19 protein-coding genes are annotated in these 23,047 nt (G+C 37.8%); 17 read left to right on the top strand and 2 right to left on the bottom strand.

Annotation, left to right across the window (positions count from 1 at the left end):
* The first annotated feature begins 203 nt into the window (after nucleotides 1-203).
* The 3 genes from ACFSY7_RS01860 to ACFSY7_RS01850 all read left to right on the top strand — a co-directional run bounded on the left by ACFSY7_RS01860 (nucleotide 204) and on the right by ACFSY7_RS01850 (nucleotide 5,000).
* A complete protein-coding gene (locus tag ACFSY7_RS01860) occupies nucleotides 204-1,949 on the top strand; it encodes an ABC transporter ATP-binding protein (RefSeq protein ID WP_380146604.1) in 1,746 nt (581 codons plus the stop codon).
* Nucleotides 1,942-3,669, top strand: a complete 1,728-nt coding sequence (locus ACFSY7_RS01855; RefSeq protein WP_380146603.1) for an ABC transporter ATP-binding protein — start codon at nucleotides 1,942-1,944, stop codon at nucleotides 3,667-3,669. Before ACFSY7_RS01860 ends, ACFSY7_RS01855 begins: the two co-directional genes overlap by 8 nt.
* A 62-nt stretch (nucleotides 3,670-3,731) precedes the next feature.
* On the top strand, nucleotides 3,732-5,000 hold the full coding sequence (locus ACFSY7_RS01850; RefSeq protein ID WP_380146617.1) for an MFS transporter: 1,269 nt from the start codon (nucleotides 3,732-3,734) through the stop codon (nucleotides 4,998-5,000).
* Here ACFSY7_RS01850 and ACFSY7_RS01845 read toward each other — a convergent pair.
* The gene (locus ACFSY7_RS01845) at nucleotides 4,991-5,194 is read right to left on the bottom strand and encodes a DUF5342 family protein (protein ID WP_126991201.1); all 204 of its coding nucleotides are present in this window, start codon (nucleotides 5,192-5,194) and stop codon (nucleotides 4,991-4,993) included. The genes ACFSY7_RS01850 and ACFSY7_RS01845 overlap by 10 nt on opposite strands.
* A gap of 142 nt (nucleotides 5,195-5,336) precedes the next feature.
* Here ACFSY7_RS01845 and ACFSY7_RS01840 point away from each other — a divergent pair, with 142 nt between their 5' ends.
* Both ACFSY7_RS01840 and ACFSY7_RS01835 read left to right on the top strand, forming a co-directional pair.
* On the top strand, nucleotides 5,337-6,479 hold the full coding sequence (locus ACFSY7_RS01840; protein ID WP_380146602.1) for a DUF445 domain-containing protein: 1,143 nt from the start codon (nucleotides 5,337-5,339) through the stop codon (nucleotides 6,477-6,479).
* A 12-nt stretch (nucleotides 6,480-6,491) separates the two neighbouring features.
* Entirely contained in the window at nucleotides 6,492-6,839 is a 348-nt protein-coding gene (locus ACFSY7_RS01835; protein ID WP_380146601.1) for a YlbF family regulator, read from the top strand.
* Nucleotides 6,840-6,893: 54 nt separating this feature from the next.
* Here ACFSY7_RS01835 and ACFSY7_RS01830 read toward each other — a convergent pair whose 3' ends face one another.
* Nucleotides 6,894-8,195 (bottom strand): protoglobin domain-containing protein, encoded by a 1,302-nt coding sequence (locus tag ACFSY7_RS01830; RefSeq protein WP_380146600.1) that lies wholly within the window; start codon nucleotides 8,193-8,195, stop codon nucleotides 6,894-6,896.
* Nucleotides 8,196-8,285: 90 nt separating this feature from the next.
* Between ACFSY7_RS01830 and ACFSY7_RS01825 the strand changes: the two genes are divergently transcribed.
* The 12 genes from ACFSY7_RS01825 (at nucleotide 8,286) to ACFSY7_RS01770 (ending at nucleotide 22,895) form a co-directional block, all read left to right on the top strand.
* On the top strand, nucleotides 8,286-9,809 hold the full coding sequence (locus ACFSY7_RS01825; RefSeq protein ID WP_139995439.1) for a coproporphyrinogen III oxidase: 1,524 nt from the start codon (nucleotides 8,286-8,288) through the stop codon (nucleotides 9,807-9,809).
* A gap of 143 nt (nucleotides 9,810-9,952) precedes the next feature.
* Nucleotides 9,953-10,783, top strand: coding sequence for a DUF2785 domain-containing protein (locus ACFSY7_RS01820; protein WP_380146599.1), 831 nt, complete (start codon nucleotides 9,953-9,955; stop codon nucleotides 10,781-10,783).
* A 554-nt stretch (nucleotides 10,784-11,337) separates the two neighbouring features.
* Nucleotides 11,338-12,966 carry a peptide ABC transporter substrate-binding protein gene (locus ACFSY7_RS01815; protein WP_380146598.1) on the top strand — a complete coding sequence of 543 codons (1,629 nt, stop codon included), beginning with the start codon at nucleotides 11,338-11,340 and terminating at the stop codon, nucleotides 12,964-12,966.
* Nucleotides 12,967-13,052: 86 nt separating this feature from the next.
* The gene (locus ACFSY7_RS01810; RefSeq protein WP_126991207.1) at nucleotides 13,053-13,982 is read left to right on the top strand and encodes an ABC transporter permease; all 930 of its coding nucleotides are present in this window, start codon (nucleotides 13,053-13,055) and stop codon (nucleotides 13,980-13,982) included.
* Nucleotides 13,982-14,917, top strand: coding sequence for an ABC transporter permease (locus tag ACFSY7_RS01805; RefSeq protein ID WP_126991208.1), 936 nt, complete (start codon nucleotides 13,982-13,984; stop codon nucleotides 14,915-14,917). Before ACFSY7_RS01810 ends, ACFSY7_RS01805 begins: the two co-directional genes overlap by 1 nt.
* Before the next feature lie 20 nt (nucleotides 14,918-14,937).
* Nucleotides 14,938-16,017 (top strand): ABC transporter ATP-binding protein, encoded by a 1,080-nt coding sequence (locus tag ACFSY7_RS01800; RefSeq protein ID WP_139995447.1) that lies wholly within the window; start codon nucleotides 14,938-14,940, stop codon nucleotides 16,015-16,017.
* Nucleotide 16,018: 1 nt separating this feature from the next.
* Nucleotides 16,019-16,918 carry an ABC transporter ATP-binding protein gene (locus tag ACFSY7_RS01795; RefSeq protein ID WP_380146597.1) on the top strand — a complete coding sequence of 300 codons (900 nt, stop codon included), beginning with the start codon at nucleotides 16,019-16,021 and terminating at the stop codon, nucleotides 16,916-16,918.
* A gap of 284 nt (nucleotides 16,919-17,202) precedes the next feature.
* Nucleotides 17,203-18,846, top strand: a complete 1,644-nt coding sequence (locus ACFSY7_RS01790; RefSeq protein ID WP_380146596.1) for a peptide ABC transporter substrate-binding protein — start codon at nucleotides 17,203-17,205, stop codon at nucleotides 18,844-18,846.
* 192 nt (nucleotides 18,847-19,038) lie between these two features.
* Nucleotides 19,039-19,971, top strand: coding sequence for an ABC transporter permease (locus ACFSY7_RS01785; protein WP_126991212.1), 933 nt, complete (start codon nucleotides 19,039-19,041; stop codon nucleotides 19,969-19,971).
* Complete coding sequence (locus tag ACFSY7_RS01780) at nucleotides 19,968-20,885, top strand: ABC transporter permease (RefSeq protein ID WP_380146595.1); 918 nt, start codon at nucleotides 19,968-19,970, stop codon at nucleotides 20,883-20,885. The genes ACFSY7_RS01785 and ACFSY7_RS01780 overlap by 4 nt, the downstream gene beginning before the upstream one ends.
* Before the next feature lie 11 nt (nucleotides 20,886-20,896).
* Nucleotides 20,897-21,976 carry an ABC transporter ATP-binding protein gene (locus ACFSY7_RS01775; RefSeq protein WP_380146594.1) on the top strand — a complete coding sequence of 360 codons (1,080 nt, stop codon included), beginning with the start codon at nucleotides 20,897-20,899 and terminating at the stop codon, nucleotides 21,974-21,976.
* Nucleotide 21,977: 1 nt separating this feature from the next.
* A complete protein-coding gene (locus ACFSY7_RS01770) occupies nucleotides 21,978-22,895 on the top strand; it encodes an ABC transporter ATP-binding protein (protein WP_380146593.1) in 918 nt (305 codons plus the stop codon).
* The last annotated feature ends 152 nt before the right edge of the window (nucleotides 22,896-23,047 follow it).

Below are 23,047 nucleotides of genomic sequence, written 5' to 3'. Positions count from 1 at the left end.
GAGGTATGTACTATGATTCACATCAAAAAGCATTCACATGACAACACAACTACAAAACATATCTCCGCACAACACATTATGTAACTCGACTTTTTAAGTGTGCAGGGATTTTCTGTACACTTCTATTGTTTAGGCACGCGCTCTAACTAGGAGTGCGTGCCTTTTTGTGTTTGCGGAGCGGAGAGAAAGGAGAACATGACACTATGTTCGACATATTTAAAAAGCTTGATTGGTTTTTTAAAGAACAATGGAAGCGGTATAGTGTAGCAATTCTACTACTTATCATTTCAAGTGTGCTTGAAATTGTACCGCCAAAATTGATTGGGGACACAATCGATGCGATTCATCGTGGGCAACTTACGAGTGATTTGCTATGGCAATATACTTTTATTCTCGTAGGCATTACAGTTGTTGGCTATATTACAAACTATATATGGCAGTATCAATTATTTGGCGGCTCGAATATTTTACAATATCAACTGCGCCAAAATCTCATGCGTAAATTCTTACGTATGGCACCACCATTTTATGAGCGCAATCGTACAGGCGATTTAATGGCGCGCTCAACGAATGATTTAAATGCTGTCTCTGAAACAGCGGGTTACGGTATTATGACGATGCTTGATTCATCATTTTATTTAGTAACGATTATTTTAATGATGGGCTTTGGTGTATCGTGGCAACTAACGCTTGTGGCGATTTTACCGCTACCATTTTTAGCTTATGCGATGCAAATTATCGGTAAAAAAATTCATGAGCGTTTCGTTGAAGCACAGGCAGCCTTTGGGGATATGAATGACCGCGTGCTAGAAGGGGTTGAAGGTGTGCGTGTTGTACGAGCTTATGTGCAGGAACGTTCAATGGAAGCGCAGTTCAAAGATATGACGCAAGACGTTTACGATAAAAATATGCGTGTAGAGCGAGTCGATGCTTTATTTGCACCGATTAGTAAGATTTTGACGGCGCTTAGCTATATGCTAGGCCTTGGCTATGGTGCATACCTCGTATCGCAGGGCGTTATTACAGTTGGTGAGCTCATTACCTTTAATGTTTATTTGGGGATGGTCGTTTGGCCAATGATGGCAATTGGTGAAATGATTAATGTTATGCAGCGTGGCAATGCGTCAGCAGATCGTGTGCGCGAAACATTGGCAGAGCATGAGGATGTACCAGACCCAGAGAAGCCAATCGATATTGAGAAGCCAAGTAATATTGTCTTTGATGGCGTTAGTTTCACATATCCAACAGCTAAGCAGACAAATTTAGTGGATATGGACATTCGTCTAGAGCGTGGTGAAACACTTGGTATTGTCGGAAAAACCGGCAGTGGGAAAACAACCGTTGTAAAGCAACTACTACGTGAGTATCCACTTGGAGAAGGCAACGTGGCGTTATCCGATACAAAAATTCAGTTGCAATCAAAAGAACAAGTCCGGAAATGGATTGGCTATGTACCACAAGAGCATATTTTATTTTCACGTACGGTACGCGAAAATATTCTTTTCGGAAAACCAGATGCGACAGAGGAAGAACTCCGAGCTGCCATTCGCATGGCTAATTTTGAAGAAGATTTAAAACGTCTACCACAGGGACTTGAAACGATGGTTGGTGAAAAAGGGATCTCTCTATCAGGTGGACAAAAACAACGGATTTCTATTGCGCGCGCATTAATTCGAAATCCGGAAATTCTAATTCTCGATGATTCATTATCGGCCGTTGATGCGAAAACAGAAAGTACAATTATTCATAATATCCAGGCGCTACGCAATGATAAAACGACATTAATTATTACACACCGCCTATCTGCAGTGATGCATGCAGACCGCATCATTGTATTAGAAGATGGTCATGTTATAGAAGAAGGCACACATGACGAGTTAGTTCGTGCAGGTGGCTGGTATAGTGAGCAGTTTGCACTACAACAAATTGGAGGTGATGGCGATGTTTAAAAAGCGACTCATGCACTACGCAAACTTATATAAGAAACAACTAATTATTGGTGTCAGCTTTTTATTAATCGCTGTTGCGGCAGATTTAGCAGGACCTTTAATTGCAAAAGAAATGATTGACCGTTATATTACGGATGCCAAAGCAGATGGCGTTCCGTGGCAACCCTTTTCTGTGCTGCTAGCGATTTTCTTTGGACTATCCGTAGTATCCGCGATTTTCCGTTATGCGCAGTACATTATATTACAATCAGGTGCGAATAATATTATTAAAACGATGCGTAACGATGTATATGAGCATATTAATCGCCTAACGATTCGTTACTTTGATAGTCTCCCAGCTGGGAAGGTCGTATCACGTATTACAAATGATACCGAAGCTGTTCGTGATTTATTCGTGACGGTATTATCACAGTTTGCATCAAGTATTTTAACAATCTTTGGCGTCTACATCATGCTGTTTATTTTAGATTGGCGCATGGGATTAATCGTATTATGCTTACTACCAGTTTTAATTGCCTTCGTGTGGTTCTACCATAAATTTGCGACAAAATTTAATCATATTATTCGTACGCGATTATCGGATATGAACGGTATGTTAAATGAGTCGATTAATGGGATGACAATTATTCAAGCATTTGGGCAAGAAAAGAAAATGGAACAAGAATTTGAAGAGATTAATAAGGACCATTATGATTATCAAAATAAGATGCTCGTCCTTGATGCAGCGACAACGCATAACTTAATCGGCTTATTACGTTCTGTGGTGTTCCTTGCATTTATTTGGTATTTTGGTTCACAAGCATTGTCAGGCTCAGAAGCATTTTCAGTTGGTCTACTTTATGTGTTCATTGATTATATTACACGACTATTTAATCCATTCATGCAAATTGTCGGACAGTTAAATCGTCTTGAACGTGCGCGTGTATCGGCACAGCGTGTACTCGAGCTATTAGAGTATGACGGAACAGAAGTAAGCAATGAGCATATGCCACGTTATAACGGACATGTCGCATTTAATGATGTGAGCTTTGCTTATAAGGACGAGGAGTATGTGCTGAAAAATATTGATTTTGAGGCGCAACCAGGAGAGACAGTGGCATTAGTGGGTCATACAGGCTCAGGTAAAAGCTCGATTATGAATTTACTCTTCCGTTTTTATGATGTCTCAAAAGGTTCGATTACCATTGATGGGCAAAATGTGAATGACAAGCCAGTGCAAACGACGCGTGAGCATATGGGCATTGTGCTACAAGACCCGTATTTATTTACAGGAACCGTCGCATCGAATATTAGCTTAAATGATCCAAGAATTTCAGATGCCAAGGTGAAAGCAGCCGTTGAAGCAGTTGGTGGATTAAAAGGCATTGAACTTGATGATAAGGTGGTAGAGCGTGGTACGACATTATCTTCTGGTCAGCGCCAGTTGATTTCATTCGCACGTGCACTTGCCTTCGATCCAGCAATTTTAATATTAGATGAAGCGACGTCGAATATTGACTCTGAGACCGAAGAAATGATTCAACGCGCAATGGATGTTTTAAAGCGGGGCCGTACAACATTTATCATTGCACACCGACTTTCTACTATTAAAAATGCTAATTTGATTTTAGTCCTAGATGCGGGGCGCATTGTCGAACGAGGGACTCATGAGGAACTCCTCGCAAAACAAGGAAAATATTATCAAATGTATCGCTTACAGTCAGGGATGCAAACAAACTAATTGAATTTTTATGTGAACGAGCGTAGCATGTATACTCGTGAAATGGAAGAAAGCGGGTGGGCATTACGAATTGGTGGAGAGATTGGGTTCATCAACTGAACTCATTCAATCGCAATGTGAAGTTGTTTATGTTTGGGAACGTCTTAATCCAGATGGGTATGGGGATTTTTGGCGTTATGTACAATTTATATATTCGCGAGCTAGGTCTCGCTGGCGAAGTAAGCGGACACGTCATTGCGATGACGGCGCTTGCTACGGCCATTATACTTGTGCCAGCAGGGTTACTTAGCGACCGTGTTGGACGCAAATGGATGATCATCATTGGTGCAGGTCTTACCGCCATCACACTAGTTGTACGGAGTGTGACGGTAACCGAGCAAACGATGCTCATTGGTGCATTTTTAACTGGGCTTGTTTGGGCGTTTCCACAAGTGGCCAGTGTACCGTTTTTAGCAGAAAATTCAAAACCAAAAGAACGTATGCAGTTGTTTAGTGTACATTTTTCGCTTGTGACCATTGCAGGCGTTGCCGGGAATTTATTCGGCGGTGTCATTGCTGATGGCGCGAGTGATCTTTTCGATATTAGTGCAGCGGCAGGGATTCGTGTTGCGCTGTTAATCGGGGTTGTCTTTTTCCTTATTGGCTTACTACCAATGCTTATGATGAAAAAAGCTGTGCCTGTTGCGGACAATAAACCGAAGGCACCGCGACTTGTACAAGACCATCATGCGGTCGATTTTAAAAGTAATTTAAAAATCATCGTATTATTTGGGATTGCACAGCTAGTTATTGGGACAGGCTCAGGGCTAGTTATTCCGTATTTAAATCTTTATTTTGCCAATCGTTTTGATGCGTCGAATTCGTATATTGGCTTTATTTTAGCAATTGGCTCAGCGATGACAGCTGTCGCACAACTAATCGGACCAATTGTTGTTAAAAAAGTAGGTGAGGTAAAGGCCATTATTATTTTCCAATATGCGTCGATTCCTTTCCTATTATTAACGGCCTTTACAACGAATCTATGGGTCGCATCAATTGGCTTTTTATTCCGTCAGGCACTCATGAATGCTGCATCACCAATTCAGAGTGCTGTCGCGATGGATATTGTCCATGACAAATATAAAGGCCTCGCCAACTCGGTCAACCAAATGGTATTCCAAGTCGGCTGGGCCTCAATGGGGATTCCAGCGACATATTTAGTAACCGCCTTTGGTAGTTACTATGGCTATGTATATACATTTATTTTAACGTCGGCGCTTTATTTAACAGCGTCTACTTATTTCTACTTCACGTTTGGTAAACGATTTGAACGTTTAAAAACTCAATCGTAAACGTGAAACGCCATAAGTGCTTGAATTTCTTTTTCTAACTGTTCATCAAGCACCATATCTTTCGGCGATACGCATGTAAGCGAGCCATCTGAATTGTAGATGACTTCGTAATAGATGCTCTTATTATAGAAGTTCAGTTGCCAACCTGGCAGCTTCGAATTGTATAGAGGCTTAAATTTAAAATGTTGAATCATCGTATATCACTCCATTTCCTATTTGTAATAGTTTACCTATTTTTCTAACTTTTTGCGAACAAAGGATTTTGATATGCGATTTTTTTTGCCTCTGCTATAATGTGAACAGGCAATGATATTCGTAAAGAAGGGTGACAGCTATATGCTAGATTTATTATGGAAAATTGTCGTCATGGCTGTGATTGGCTCCGTTATTGGTGGCTTTACAAATCATATCGCTATTAAAATGTTATTCCGTCCGTTAGAGGCAAAATATCTTTTCGGCTGGCGTTTGCCATTCACACCAGGGATTATTCCAAAACGACGTGGCGCGATTGCAGAGCAACTCGGAAAAACAGTCGTCAATTATTTATTAACACCAGAAATGTTCCGCAAAAAATTCTTTAATGCTGATAATCAACAAAAGATTGAAGCGAAAGCAAATGAACTTATTCAACAATATGTTTTTGCAGAAGATAAAACGTTAAATGATTGGCTAAAGCAAGCTGGTGTAGCTGATGCACCGCAATTGATTGAACAGAAAATTGATACGGTTATCGACCAACAAGTCATGCATTTCAAAAACGTTCTTTCAAAGGATGCGATTGAAGCATTACTGCCGCCAAGCTGGACTGAAAAAGTCGATGCGAAAATTCCAGAAGTCTCAAGTTATATTTTAATGCGTGGCGACGATTATTTTGCATCAAGTGAAGGTTACTTAACAATTAAAGGGCTTATCGACAACTTCCTTGAATCAAAAGGAACACTTGGCGGTATGGTTCAAATGTTTTTAGGTGACAGTGATTCGATTGTGTTAAAAGTTCAAAAGGAAATTCATAATTTCCTTGTAGCACCTGGCACCTTTAATATGGTCAATAATATTTTAATAACTGAATGGGGTAAGCTACGCGTTCAAACCGTGCCACAAATTTTAGGTGATCTTGATTTCACAAGTGTCACACGCAACATCCAGTCATACGCGAAAAAAAAATTAGCCATTGAAACACATTTAGACAAACCACTTGTACATTACTGGCCAACAGGCGCGCAGCATTTAGCTGACAAGGTTGTGCCACAAGTTGTAGCAGTTGGTTTTGAAAAAGCAGAAGCAAACTTAGAGACAGCTATCGCTCGTCTTGATATTGAGGAGCTTGTGCGTGAGCAAGTCGATACATTCCCGCTAGAAGTTCTTGAAAAGCTTGTACTAGGTATCACAGGTCGTGAACTAAAAATGATTACAGTTCTTGGCTTTGTGCTTGGTGGCTTTATCGGGATTTTCCAAGGGATTATTTCATACTTTATGTAGGGGGATTTACACATGATTAATATTTACGATGATTTAAACAAACTAGAAAGCACATTCCGCCAAACGGAACAATTCAACACATTAAAAACAGCGATTGAAGAAGTGAAAAAAGATGAAGCAGCGGTGGCATTATTTGCGAAATTCCGTGAACTACAAATGACACTTCAAGAAAAGCAAATGAAGGGTGAAGAAATCGGCGAGGACGAGCTACAATACGCACAAAAAACAGCGCAACTTGCTCAACAAAACCAAGCGATTTCAAAAATGCTAATGGCTGAAATGGCCCTTAGCGAATTAGTACAGGAAATTAATCGTGTACTAACAAAACCAATCCAAGCAATGTATGATGGTATTCAATAATACCTTCTTCATAAAAAAAGAGCACTTTCATTGTCGAAAGTGCTCTTTTTCTATTTATTTGGATTTTGCTACTAAATCAACTGATGCCATATGAATACGATTCGCATTTTCTTGAATAGTTGAGACCGCTGTATTAAGGTATTCGACATTATGCATGAGTGCATCACTGCTTTGACGTAGCGCTTGCATACGCGTTGAAATTTCTGTGAAAGATAGACCAGTTTCATGGATATCTGCATTAGATGTCACAACAAGTGTTTCTAGCGCTAGTGAGGTTTCGGCAATTTCTTTCGTTTTTATCAAACTTTTAGAAACAATACGATTAACAGTCTTCACCGCTTTTGCTGTATTTTCAGCTAGTGTACGTACTTCACTAGCTACAACAGCAAAGCCTTTGCCATGTTCACCAGCACGCGCGGCTTCAATGGATGCATTTAATGATAGTAAATTGGTTTCACTCGCGATATCAGCAATTAGACTCGCAATATCGTTGATTTGATTATTTAAGTCATGAAGTTCATCGATGTCATGTTTAACTAGTTGCATCGTTTCCTGAAGTTCGGTACTATTTTCTTCAGTGGCAAATAAGCGTTGTTGCTCTTTCGTTGCAGAGCGAACAACTTCATCGGATAATGTATGATTATGTGCAGACATTTTTTTTAGGTCATTTAATACCGTAACAATCGATGAAATCGAATCATTTGTTTCTGCAGCAACTGTACTAAGCGCAGAAGAGTTTGAGCGTACGGATTCTACAATCGCTAAATTCACTTCATTTTTTTTCATCAAGGCTTGTTCATAATCAGATGCATATAATTCTAGAACGATTTGCTGTTCCACATTTAAAATTTTTGAAATCGCTTTTAAAATTTCAAAACGTTCTTTTGTGTTATAAGCTGTATTTTCGACAATAATAAAAAAGCCGTTTAACAAATCTTGAAATGCACACATATACCATTTAGGCGCCAAACCAATACGTGCGTGAACAGATGCAATACACTGTCTTTTTGCTACAAATTGTTCATCAATGACCCCATCAAATAATTCTCCGAGATGATGAGATAATGTTTTTTTGAGGCGTTCAAATGTACTATTATCTTGAATGATTTGTTGTAAAGATGGCTCCTTTTGAAGATTTAAATAAAAATTTTCAACAAGGGACGTTAAATTTTCTTTTAAAATGGGCCGCATCAAACGCAAAATCGCTAAATCACGTAAGGTTAAGGAAATCATTTCGAGCTGTGTATAGATATCGTTACTTAAATTATTTTCAATACACACATTAGGTAATTCAGACTCTATACTATTTTCAATAGATAATTCATAAGATACTTTCTTCCATGTGTTAAAGATCATGATAAAACCCCCATTTTTTATTAATTTTATTTACTTATACCTATAAAAATTTTTATTTAAACTAAATTCGAAAGAAGTTGAACCAATCAAATGAAATTAATTTCATTAAATAAAACGTATCCTCAAGATTGGATACGTCAAATTACGCATATCGCCAATCTATTTTTTGAGGATTCGAAAGTAGCGAAAAAAGAGCAAGAAGTTGACTTGAAAGTTCATTTCACATCGCAAGTAGACGAAGATTATACCGTGCATGCTACCTGTGAATTACAAGAGCAAGCAAGTGGTGCGAAGTTTTATACAACGTTTGACCAACCATACGAAACACTAGGAACAGACCGTGAGCAGAATATTCGTTTAAAACGCGCCGTGTCATATGTATTGTTAGAGGCATTAGAGCAATTAACGGATATGCATCAAAAATGGGGCATCCTTACAGGGATTCGTCCAACGAAGCTTTATCATAAGTTTCGTAAGCAAGGCTATACAAAGGAAGCTATTCGCGAAAAACTGGTGACAGAATTCCGTTTGTCACATGAAAAAATCGATTTATTAGAGCGTATTGTAGCCGTACAATTGAAAACAATTCCTGATTTAGACACGATTGGCGATGAGGTTAGTATTTATATTGGTATTCCATTCTGTCCGACAAAATGTGCGTATTGTACGTTCCCAGCTTATGCGATTCAAAGTAATCGTAAACAAGGTCGTGTAAATACATTCCTTGATGGATTGCATATTGAACTTGAACGTATGGGGCAATGGCTTACTGAAAATGATATGAAGATTACATCGATTTACTGGGGCGGGGGTACGCCTACTTCGATCGAGGCAGATGAAATGGACGCTTTATATGAAACAATGTACAAACATTTCCCACATCCTGAAACAATTCGTGAAGTAACGGTAGAGGCAGGACGTCCGGATACGATTACATCTGAAAAATTAGCCGTATTACGTAAATGGGGCATTGATCGTATTAGTGTTAATCCACAGTCGTATACAGATGAAACATTAAAAGCCATTGGGCGTCATCATAGCGTACAAGAAACAATTGATAAATTCTGGCTTGCACGTGAAGAAGGCATGAATAATATCAATATGGATTTAATCATCGGCTTACCGAATGAGGGTCTTGAAGAGTTTGAACATTCATTAGCAGAATCTGAAAAAATGATGCCAGAATCTTTAACAGTGCATACATTATCGTTCAAGCGTGCCTCAGAAATGACGCATAACCGTGATAAATATCAAGTCGCGGACCGTAAAACGGCTGAAGCGATGATGCATCGTGCACATGAATGGACAGATGAGCATGATTACGCGCCGTACTATTTATACCGTCAAAAAAATATTTTAGGCAATTTAGAAAACGTCGGTTACTCAAAACCTGGCGAGGAAAGTATCTATAATATTGTCATTATGGAAGAAGTACAAACAATCATTGGACTGGGCTGCGGTGCTTCAAGTAAATTCGTTGATGCACAAACAGGGCGCATCACCCAACACCACAATCCAAAAGAGCCAGCCGCATACATTTTGACGTATGAAGAGGCCATTGAAAAGAAAATTGAGATTTTAAATGAACTTTATGGTAAAAAAGTACAAAAATAAGGGAATAAAGATAGTAACAACGAAAAAGTCGTTGCGACTGTCTTTTTCTTTTTCACAATATAAAGTGAAAAATTCTTTGAGCGAGCGACTTGGAACTTGCTACAATAGGCTTGATGAATAGAGTATAGAATGGGGTTGAGAAAATGACCATTACAATAGAAAGACTACAAGAACTAATTGAACAAGATGTTACATTGCATCGTATGAATGATGACGAGCTGATTCAACAAGTACTGCCATCACTTGAAACACTCGATCAACAACTGCGAGCACAATTATTAGCTTTTTTAGAGCGATTTGCAACGAACGAAAATATTAATGCATCGAGAAAAGAACGCGTTATATTGGAGCTGATTAGTGACGATTATTTATTCTATAATCAAGGAATGCTTAATAGTAACGAGCTATATAAACGTTCTTACAGTATGAAAGCACTTGGCTTTTTTATTGATGCACATAACGAAGTACCTTTTATAGACAATGCAACATATGATGCTATATATCGTGCAGTGATGTTGTACCTTCAATTAGAAGAAGATGTACGTAGTTACGGTAAAGAAGGAGGACTTGTGCAGCCTGTAGCTTATGCAGTGGATGCACTTGAGAAATTAATGGATGATGAGCGCTTTCCAAAAGAACAAAGCGCGAATCTTTTTCGTGTAGTAGCTAATAAAATTGCATGTTCATCTGTTCTTTATATTGGTGATGAAAAAGAGGTATTATCAAAAACGATTATGAAATTATTAAAAATTCATTTGGATGAAAAAGTGATTGAGGATTTCTTTATACGTGTTCCGAAATTTATGACTTCACAGAATGAAAAGTTACGTTCAGACGAGCAATTGTATTTGTATAAAAATGTTACGGATTTTTTATATGTATTCCATTTGTACATTTATCGTAGAAATATGCATAATTCGCTACTCAAAAGCATTGAACATTGCTTAGAGAAATTAGTACCTTCCATGAAATAAAAAGATATTAAATAAACAAAAAGGCTACGTCAAACGTAGCCTTTTTTATTTGAATATTCATAAGAAAGATATATTTATATAATAATTAAATGATTTTATTTTTAAATACTAAAAAATGACATCTGATAACGACAAAATTATCGTAAAATTCAGAAAAAATATTATTATAATAGCAATAATTCAAAAAATTTATAGGTAATAGAGATGAAAAAAAGATATAAAAAATAGAAAAGACATAAAAAAAGTGACTTTATAAAAAATATGGTAAATTATTTTATTGAATTGTGACGATATTCATTCTATTCAGAAAACTATAAAAATGCAGTGAAATTAATAAAAATAGCATTAAAAAGCCGTTTGAAAGAGAATTATTTTATAAAAATACATAATCTTTAAAAATTGTTTCATTAAAATAAACTGTTCTAAATTAAATAAATTGTTTCTGATTTGAAAATTTTCGGAATACTTCTTTCTTTCTATTTATTTGTTTGATATAGTATTAATACGTTATAAATATAACGCAAATCTTTATAGGCATTAGAGGGGAACACAACATGAAGAAAAACTTTTTATGGGTAGCAATCCTCGCAGCTCTTACATTAGTGCTCGGTGCATGTGGCTTTGGCGGCGGAGATGAAAAGTCTGAAGATTCTAAATCTGATGGCAAAACATTAAATCTTTCAATTGCTTCAGAACCACCTAGCTTACATCCGCAATTAGCGACAGATACACAATCTGGATCAATCTTAAACGGGGTATTCGAAGGTTTAACTCGTGTAGATGAAAAAGGTGAAGTTGAAAACGCAATCGCAGAAGATGTAAAAGTTAGCGATGATAAACTTACTTATACGTTCACATTACGTGACGATGCAAAATGGTCAAATGGTGACCAAGTAACAGCAGGAGATTTCGAGTACGCTTGGAAATGGGCTTTAGAACCTAAAAATGCGTCTCAATACTCTTACATTTTCTACGCTATTAAAGGCGCAGAAGCTTACAACACAGGTAAAGGTAAAGCAGACGCTGTTGGTGTGAAAGCGATTGATGATAAAACATTAGAAGTAACACTTAATAACCCAACACCTTATTTCTTAGAATTAACAGCATTCTATTCTTATATGCCAATCAATAAAAAAGTGGCTGAGAAAAATGATAAATGGTACGCAGATGCTGGTGAAGACTACGTAACAAACGGACCATACACACTAAAAGAATGGAAACACAACGACAAAGTAACATTAGCTAAATCAGATAGCTACTGGGATAAAGACAGTGTAGATGTTGATACAATCAACATTGCAATGATCGAATCTTCAGCAACAGCTAGTCGTATGTTTGAAAGTGGCGACTTAGATTTCCTAGGCTCTCCATTCCAATCAGTATCTCTTGATAAAATTGATACATACAAAAAAGACAAATCACTACAAATCTCGGATATTGCATCTGTATACCTATACAAATTCAATACAAAAGATGACGTAATGAAAAACAAAAACATTCGTAAAGCTTTAACATTAGCAATCAACCGTCAAGGATTAATTGACAATGTAATTAAAGGTGAACAAAAACCTGCTAATGGTATCGTACCAATGTCAATCAATGGATGGGATTCTCAACAAACATTCTTTAAAGATAACGACATGAAAGGTGCGAAAGAAGCACTTGCTAAAGGGATGAAAGAACTTGGCATCAAAAATGCTTCTGACATCAACATCAAACTTTCAATCAACACAGATGAAGCACATGCTGCAATTGCACAATATGTTCAAGAAGGCTGGCATAAAAACTTAGGTGTGAATGTAACAATTGACAACTCTGAATGGCAAGTTTACTTAGACAAAGTGGACAGCGGTGACTTCGAAGTAGCTCGTATGGGTTGGACAGCTGACTACAATGATTCAACTTCATTCTTAGATCTTTACACAACAGCTGATAACGGCAATAACCAAACTGGTTGGGAAAGCAAAGAATACCAATCATTAATGGCGAAAGCACAAAAAGAAACAGATGTTGAAAAACGTCTAGCATTCTTACAAAAAGCAGAAGCTGTGTTTATGGCTGATTATCCAGCTGCACCAATCTATGATTACACTTCTCTATTCGTAGTGAAAGACGGAATCACAGGTATGGAGCCAGATGTATTAGGTAACATCAACCTTAAAGATGTAAAAATTGCGAAATAATTCGCACACTAGATTTACCAATGGACTGCAGGCTAAGCCTAGCAGTCCTCTTATTCTATTATTAAGAGGTTAAGGAGGCTGAAAGAATGATTAAATATATTTTCAAGCGTTTATTGTACATCGTTGCCGCATTATTCGTCATCGTAACACTAACATTCTTCCTAATGAGAATTGCCCCTGGTAGCCCGTTTGCTTCTGAAAAAAGCTTACCGCCAGAAATTGAAGCAGCGCTACAAGAAGAATATGGTTTAAACAATCCTTGGTACATCCAGTATAAGGACTATTTAGTATCTACAGCACAATTTGATTTTGGTGAATCAATGAAATACAAAGGTCGCTCAACAAACGATATGATTGCGGAAAGTTTCCCAATTTCGTTAACACTAGGTGTTGAAGCGATGATTTTAGCGGTCGGACTCGGCGTTTTAGTCGGAGTTATTACATCGCTGTATCATAATAGATTCCCGGATTATCTCGGTACGACAATTGCCGTGCTAGGAATATCCGTCCCTTCCTTTATATTAGCGGGTCTTCTACAGTACTTCGTAGGTTTGAAAATGCAGCTCCTTCCAATTAGTGGATGGAACGGCTTCATCTACAGTATTATGCCGGCCTTTGCAATCGCCGTTACACATATGGGCTTTATCGCTAAACTTGTGCGTTCATCTATGCTTGAACAAAACAGTAGTGAATATGTGAAGATGGCGCGTGCAAAAGGGCTCGGTAAATGGACGACCGTCTTCAAACATACCCTTCGAAATGCACTTCTACCAGTAGTTACTTACTTAGGACCACTATTTGCAGGGGTTATCACAGGTAGTTTCATCGTCGAACAAATCTTCGCGATTCCTGGTCTAGGTAAATACTTCGTAACAAGTATTACAAACCGTGATTACACGGTTATCATGGGTACGACAGTGTTCTACTCAATTATCTTATTATTAGCAGTATTAATCGTCGATATTATTTATGGATTAATCGATCCACGAATTAATCTGAAAGGAGGAAAAAAATAATGACTCAATCAAATGAGAATTTACCGAAAATTTCAAAAGATAAATTTACGGTTGTTGGTGGTAAGCATGATCAAACAGATCAGCTAGCCGCAAAATCAGTATCGTTCTGGAAAGAAGTGCGTTTACGCTTCATGCATAATAAACTAGCGATTGTTGGGTTCTTTATTTTAATCATCGTTGCGTTAATGGCTATTTTCGTACCATGGTTATCTCCTTATAGCTATCGCGAACAATTAGGTGTCTACAATGCACCACCTTCAGCTTCACATTGGTTCGGTACAGATGACCTTGGTCGTGACATCTTTGTACGTGCTTGGATGGGTGCCCGTATTTCTCTATTCATTGGTATTACAGCTGCAGTTATCGATTTAATTATCGGTGTTGCATGGGGTTCTATTGCAGGTCTTGTAGGTGGTCGTGTGGATGATATCATGATGCGTATTGCCGATGTATTAACTGCAGTACCTTACCTATTAGTAGTAATCATCCTTTTAGTTGTATTACAACCAGGTTTATTACCAATGATTATTGCACTTTCAATCACAGGTTGGGTAAACATGGCTCGTATTGTTCGTGGCGAAGTTCTTTCTATTAAGAGTCGAGAATATGTATTAGCAGCCCGTACATTAGGTGCTAATACAACACATATTATTATGAAACACTTAGTACCCAATGCATTAGGTGCTATTTTAGTAACAATGACATTAACGATTCCAAGCGCGATTTTCACAGAATCATTCTTAAGTTATTTAGGTTTAGGTGTACCACAACCAATGGCTTCTTGGGGTACGATGGCATCTGACGGTAACAACGCGTTAGATACAGCGCCGTGGCGTTTAATCTTCCCAGCTATTTTAATCTCTGTCACAATCTTTGCATTTAATGCAGTAGGCGATGGCTTACGCGATGCGCTAGATCCAAAACTTCGTAAGTAAATAATAAAGTAGGTGAGAAAATGAGTGAAAATTTATTAGAAGTAAAAAATTTAAAAATCAACTTCAAAACATATGCAGGTATCGTACAAGCCGTACGTGGCGTAAACTTCGAAGTCAAACAAGGTGAAACTCTTTGTATCGTAGGTGAATCAGGTTCAGGTAAATCTGTAACAAGTAATGCGTTAATGAAACTCATTCCTCAGCCACCTGGTATCTATGCAGAAGGCCAGATTTTATTTGATGGTCGTGACCTTGTACCAATGACTGAAAAAGAAATGACGAAAATCCGTGGTAATGAAATTGCGATGATTTTCCAAGATCCAATGACAGCGTTGAATCCAACAATGCGTATTGGTAAGCAAATCATGGAAGTTATTTTAAAACATAAAAAAAATACATCAAAAGCAGAAGCGAAAAAACGTGCAATTGAATTAATTGATCAAGTCGGTATTCCATTCCCAGAGCAACGTTTTAAACAATACCCACATGAATTTTCGGGTGGTATGCGTCAACGTATTGTTATCGCGATTGCGCTTGCAGCGGAACCAAAATTACTAATTGCGGATGAACCAACAACGGCACTTGATGTAACGATTCAAGCACAAATCATTGAGTTAATGAAAGAAATTCAACGTACAAGTAATACAGCGATTATTTTCATTACTCATGACCTTGGTGTTGTAGCAAATATTGCGGATCGTGTGGCTGTTATGTATGCGGGTCAAATTGTTGAATATGGTACAGCGAACGAAATCTTCTATAATCCAAAACATCCATACACTTGGGGTTTACTTGGCTCAATGCCAGACCTTGATAATAATGCGGATGAATTATTGCGTACGATTCCAGGTTCACCACCAGATTTAATCCATCCACCAGTAGGGGATGCTTTTGCAGCACGTAATGAATTTGCGATGCAAATCGATTACGAACAAGATCCACCAATGTTCCAAGTTAGTGATTCGCATTTTGCAAAAACATGGTTACTTCACCCGGATGCACCTCATGTACCAGTACCAGAAGCGGTGCGTAAACGTATCGAAGGGTATATTCAAAAGAATAAAGAAGCAGGTATTGATTTAGGAAAGGTTGGTGAATAAAATGCCTGAAAAAATTTTAGAAGTAAAAAATTTAAAACAGCATTTTGGTTCAATCAAGGCCGTAGATGGTATCAGTTTCGATGTTTATGAAGGTGAAACACTTGGACTTGTAGGTGAGTCTGGCTGTGGTAAATCAACAACGGGTCGTTCAATTATTCGTCTGTACGATATTACAGACGGGGAGATTATATTCCAAGGGAAAGATATTCACGGAAAAAAATCAGCAAAAGAATTAAAACAATTTAATAAAGATATGCAAATGATTTTCCAAGATCCATATGCATCACTTAACCCTCGTATGACAGCTGGTGAAATCATTTCTGAAGGCTTTGATATTCATGGTATGTATAAGAATAAAAAAGAACGTAAAGAAAAGATCGGTACATTACTCGAATCAGTAGGTTTAAACCGAGAGCATGCGAATCGTTATGCACATGAATTTTCAGGTGGTCAACGTCAACGTATCGGTATTGCACGTGCACTAAGCTTAGACCCATCATTTATTATTGCGGATGAACCAATCTCGGCGCTTGATGTATCGATTCAGGCACAAGTAGTAAACTTACTACGTCAACTGCAAAAAGAGCGTGGCTTAACATATTTATTTATTGCTCATGATTTATCAATGGTTAAATATATTTCGGATCGTATTGCGGTAATGCGTCGCGGTCAAATTGTCGAATTAGGAACTGCGGATGATATTTACAATTATCCGGTTCATCCTTATACGAAATCGTTACTATCAGCAATCCCATTACCAGATCCAATTTCAGAAGCAACTCGTACACGTATTCCATATGAACACGAAGAAGTAGGAGACGATGCGAAAAGTCATGAAGTATTCCCAGGACACTTTGTATACGGTACAGATGATCAAGTAAAACAATGGTATAAACATTAATTTTTTTACTAGAAAATAATGTATTCATTTAATAGTCAAAAGAAGCGTTTCAACAGTTGTTGAAGCGCTTTTTTAATACGCTTTTTTGCATAATTATTACGAAAGTTATAATATTCTTAAATAACTTTAAAATGGTCAGAAGAGCATAAGTAAGTTTAAATAAGATAATTTTCGGAAAAATTAATATATTTGTTTTTTTCTGAAAAAGATTTTGGTATAGTATAAGTAGTTACTGATTCGGGTGGTAACGGAAAAAATGTGTCGAATAGACAAGGGGGATAACAATGAAGAAAAAGTTCTCATTACTTGCTTTATTAGCAGCATTAATGCTTGTCCTAGCAGCTTGTGGCTTTGGCGGCAGCGATGATAAGTCAGATGGCGATAAATCATCTGGCGGCGACAAATCAGCTGACAAAACATTGAACTTATCAATTACTTCAGAACCACCGTCATTAAATCCACAAAAAGCAACAGATAGCACTTCTGGTGCCATCGTAAAAAATGTTTTTGAAGGTTTAACGCGTGTGGATAGCGATGGAAAGGTTCAAAACGCAGCAGCGGAAGATGTGAAAGTTAGCGATGATAAATTAACGTATACATTCACACTTCGTGATGCAAAATGGACAAATGGCGACCCAGTAGTAGCAGGCGACTTCGCTTATGCTTGGAAATGGGCATTAGATGCAAAAAATGCATCGGAGTATGCTTCAATCCTATACCCAATTAAAGGCGCTCAAGCTTACAATGAAGGTAAAGGGAAAGTTGAAGATTTAGGTATTAAAGTTGTAGATGATAAAACATTAGAAGTAACACTAGAAAATCCAACACCATACTTCTTAGAATTAACAGCGTTCTATACGTATATGCCAGTAAATGAAAAAGTAGTTTCTGAAAATGATAACTGGTTTGCTGAAGCAGGCGATACGTATGTAACAAATGGTCCATTCACATTAGACGAATGGAAACACAATGATTCAATCACAATGAAGAAAAACAAAGATTACTGGGATAAAGACAATGTAGCTCTATCTACAGTAAACGTAAAAATGATTGAATCTGAAGCAACTGCTAACCGTGAATTCGATAGCGGTAACTTAGATTATTTAGGTGCTCCATATAATGTGGTATCTTTAGACAAAATGAACACATACAAAGACAAAGGTATCTTAAAATCTGAACCTTATGCGGCTGTTTATGAATACAAATTAAACACTAAAGAAGGTCCAACGAAAAATGTTAACATCCGTAAAGCATTAGCGATGTCAATCGATCGTGAAGGCTTAATAAAAAATGTATTAAAAGGTGGTCAAACACCAGCGTTAGCTGATGTCCCTGTAGCAATCGAAGGCTACGAAAATGACAACAACTTATTTGAAGGTAACAATACAGACGAAGCGAAAAAATACCTTGAAAAAGGTCTTAAAGAGCTAGGTCTTAAAGATGCGTCCGATTTAAAAATTGGTATTTCAATCAACACTTCTGAAGCACATGCTGCAGTAGCACAGTTTATTCAAGAAGGTTGGAAGAAAAACCTAGGTATCGAAACAACAATCGATAATGCTGAGTGGCAAGTATTCTTAGATAAAGTATCTGCTCTTGATTACCAAGTAGCTCGTATGGGTTGGATTGCTGACTACAACGATGCTTACACATTCTTAGAGCGTTATGATACAGCTAAGAATGGTAACAATGATACTGGCTGGGAAAATAAAGAATACAAAGAGTTAATGGCTAAAGCTGTGAAAGAAACAGATGAAGCAAAACGTACAGAATTCTTAAAAGACGGTCAAAAAATCCTAATGGATGAAATGCCCGTTATTCCAATTTACTTCTATTCTAATGAATACGTAGCTCAAGACTATGTGAAGAACATGGGACCAGATAAACTTGGTAACGTAAACTTGAAAGATGTAGATATCGAAAAATAAGATTATGAGTAACACATAATCACACTGACAAAGCTGTTTATAATCATTGATTATGAACAGCTTTTGTTATTGTGAAATTAGACATGAAATTTATGGGTTTGTGGTATAGATTGTCGAAGTAGTGTCGTATCAGTCAACGGGAACCAGTCATTTAAATAAAATGACTGACGTAAAACAGAATGGAGGGTTTTTATGCTTAAGTATATTATGAAACGGTTTGTGTATATATTTATCGCGCTGTTTCTCATTATTACAATTACATTCTTCCTCATGCGTTTAGCTCCTGGTAGTCCATTTGCATCCGAGAAAAGCTTCCCACCAGAAATTGAAGCGCAATTAAATGCTGAGTATGGTCTCGATAATCCCTGGTATATTCAATATAAGGATTATTTAGTATCAACAGCACAATTAGATTTTGGTGAATCAATGAAATATAAAGGGCGCTCAACAAACGATATGATTGCGGAAAGTTTCCCAATTTCATTAACACTTGGGATTGAAGCAATGATACTTGCTGTCGGGCTCGGTGTGCTTTTTGGATCCGTTGCGGCGCTCTATCATAATCGGGGTGTAGACTATGTTGTCACCACCATTGCTGTGCTCGGCATATCTGTACCATCCTTTATCTTGGCTGGACTCTTGCAATATTTCCTCGGCCTCAAATTACAGCTCTTCCCGATCAGTGGTTGGAACGGGTTTATTTACAGTATTTTACCTGCAACAGCGATAGCCGTTACACATATGGGCTTTATCGCGAAACTTGTTCGTTCATCGATGCTTGAGCAAAACAATAGTGAGTATGTGAAGATGGCACGTTCAAAAGGTTTGTCAAAATGGGGCGTATTATTTAAGCACTCATTACGTAATGCATTACTACCCGTTGTCACGTATTTAGCGCCATTATTCGCGGGGGTTATTACAGGTAGTTTCATCGTTGAACAAATTTTTGCTATCCCAGGGCTTGGTAAGTATTTCGTAACGAGTATTACAAACCGTGATTATACCGTTATTATGGGGACGACCGTATTCTATTCGATTATTTTACTCTTAGCAGTATTATTAGTTGATATTTTATACGGCTTTATTGACCCACGTATCAAGCTCAAAGGAGGCAAAAAAGCATGACACAACAAATTCCAAGAGAAAAATTCACCGTTGTAGGCGGAAACCATGCAGCAACTGACCAACTTGCTGAAAAATCCGTATCATTTTGGAAGGAAGTGCGACTGCGCTTTGGTCATAATAAGCTTGCAATCATTGGCATTATTATTTTAGCGATTGTTGCATTAATGGCAATTTTTGTGCCAATATTTTCACCGTACACATATAGTCAGCAACTAGGTGTCTATAATGGACCACCATCTGCAAAAAACTGGTTCGGTACAGATGACCTTGGGCGGGATGTTTTTACACGTGTGTGGTTTGGCGCGCGTATCTCATTATTTATCGGAATTACAGCAGCTGTCATTGATTTAATTATCGGTGTTTTATGGGGCTCTATTTCAGGACTTATTGGCGGTCGTGTCGATGATATCATGATGCGTATTGCCGATGTATTAACAGCGGTTCCATATTTATTAGTCGTGATTATTTTATTAGTTGTGTTAAAGCCAGGTTTAGTGCCAATCATTATCGCGCTATCAATTACAGGTTGGGTAAATATGGCTCGTATTGTGCGTGGGGAAGTATTATCAATAAAAAATCAAGAGTATGTTTTAGCGGCACGTACACTCGGAGCTTCGACAGGGCATATTATTTCGAAACATTTAATTCCGAATGCATTAGGGGCCATTTTGGTAACGATGACATTAACAATTCCAAGTGCGATTTTTACGGAAGCATTTTTAAGCTTTTTAGGCTTAGGTGTACCACAACCAATGGCTTCTTGGGGGACGATGGCATCAGATGGTAATAATGCCATTGATACAGCGCCTTGGCGTTTAATTTTCCCAGCTATTTTAATTTCAATAACAATCTTTGCATTTAATGCAGTCGGCGATGGTCTTCGTGATGCGCTCGATCCTAAACTACGAAAATAGAGGTGACGACAATGGGTGAAACGATTTTAGAAGTAAAGAATTTAAAGATTAATTTTAAAACGTATGCGGGCCTTGTCCAAGCCGTACGCGGAGTTGATTTTTCACTTGAAAAAGGGAAGACTCTTGCAATCGTAGGAGAATCGGGCTCAGGAAAATCAGTGACGAGTAATGCGATTATGAAGTTAATACCACAGCCACCAGCAATCTATGCAGAAGGTGAAATTTTATTTGAGGGTAAGGATTTAGTGAAGGCAACAGAGAAGGAAATGACGAAAATTCGTGGGAATGATATTGCAATGATTTTCCAAGATCCGATGACAGCATTAAATCCAACAATGCGTGTCGGAAAACAAATCATGGAAGTAATTTTGAAGCATAAAAAAGCAGCTACAAAAGAAGAAGCAAAAAAACGTGCGATTGAATTATTAGATGAGGTAGGTATTCCATTTCCAGAACAACGTTTTAAACAATATCCACATGAATTTTCAGGTGGGATGCGTCAGCGTGTAGTAATCGCGATAGCGCTTGCAGCAGAACCCAAAATTCTAATTGCAGATGAACCAACAACGGCACTTGATGTAACGATTCAAGCCCAAATTTTAGAACTGATGAAGCAAATTCAACGTACGAGTGATACGTCGATTATTTTCATTACCCATGACCTTGGTGTTGTTGCTAATGTAGCCGATACTGTAGCAGTTATGTATGCTGGACAAATTGTTGAATATGGTACCGCAAATGAAATTTTCTACAATCCAAAGCATCCATATACTTGGGGATTGCTTGGCTCTATGCCAGACCTTGATAATGATGCAGATGAATTATTACGTACGATTCCGGGATCTCCACCCGATCTAATTCATCCACCAGCAGGTGATGCTTTTGCGGCACGAAATGAATTTGCTCTTCAGATTGACTATGAGCAGCAGCCACCAATGTTCCAAGTAAGTGAGACGCATTTTGCGAAAACATGGTTACTTCATCCAGACGCACCTCATGTACCAGTACCAGAAGCGGTGCGTAAGCGTATTGAAGGGTATTTAGAAAAAAATGATGAAACTAGTATTGAACTTGGAAAGGGCGGTGAATAGTATGGCGGAGAAGATTTTAGAAGTAAAAGATTTGAAGCAGCACTTTGGCACCATTAAAGCAGTTGATGGTATTAGTTTTGATGTATATAAAGGTGAAACACTTGGCCTTGTAGGAGAATCAGGCTCTGGTAAATCTACAACAGGACGCTCAATCATTCGTTTGTATGATATTACAGGCGGTGAAATCAAATTTAATGGACGCAATGTACAGGATAAAATGTCGTCAAAAGAGCTACGTAGTTTTAATAAAGAAATGCAAATGATTTTCCAAGATCCATACGCATCACTTAATCCACGTATGACTGCCGGTGAAATCATTTCAGAAGGCTTTGAAATTCATGGGATGTATAAAAATAAAAAAGAACGTCGTGAGCGTGTAGGGATGCTACTAGAGGCGGTTGGCTTAAACCGAGAGCATGCCAATCGTTATGCGCATGAATTTTCAGGTGGTCAGCGTCAACGTATTGGCATTGCACGCGCGCTTAGTCTTGAACCATCGTTTATTATTGCGGATGAACCGATTTCTGCGCTGGATGTATCGATTCAGGCACAAGTCGTCAATTTATTAAAGCAACTTCAAAAAGAGCGTGATTTAACGTATTTATTTATTGCACATGATTTATCGATGGTTAAATATATTTCAGACCGTATCGCAGTAATGCATCGTGGTAAGCTTGTTGAAATTGGAACATCTGAAGATATTTATAATTATCCAGTGCATCCTTATACGAAATCGTTATTATCAGCAATTCCGTTACCTGATCCATTATCAGAGGCGACGCGTAAGCGTATTCCTTATAAGGATGAAGAGCCTGAAGGAGAATTGTCTGTGCATGAAGTGTTCGAGGGACATTTTGTATATGCCACAGATGAGCAAATTGGTCGTTGGTATACTGGCAAGAAAGTTAAACTACAATAATTTTTTAATGAAGTCAGCATGTGCCTATCACGTGCTGATTTTTTTATGTAGCACAAATAAGTCTATAGACACTTCTCGTTCTGAGAATAAATGAATCGAAAATCAGCATATTCAAATTATAGATATTTATGGTAAAATACTTTTAGAGTTAT

Source organism: Kurthia populi (assembly GCF_042686175.1).
GTDB lineage: Bacteria > Bacillota > Bacilli > Bacillales_A > Planococcaceae > Kurthia > Kurthia populi.
The sequence above is the reverse complement of the archived record's forward strand: the minus strand, read 5'-3'. Positions and strand labels throughout refer to the sequence as shown.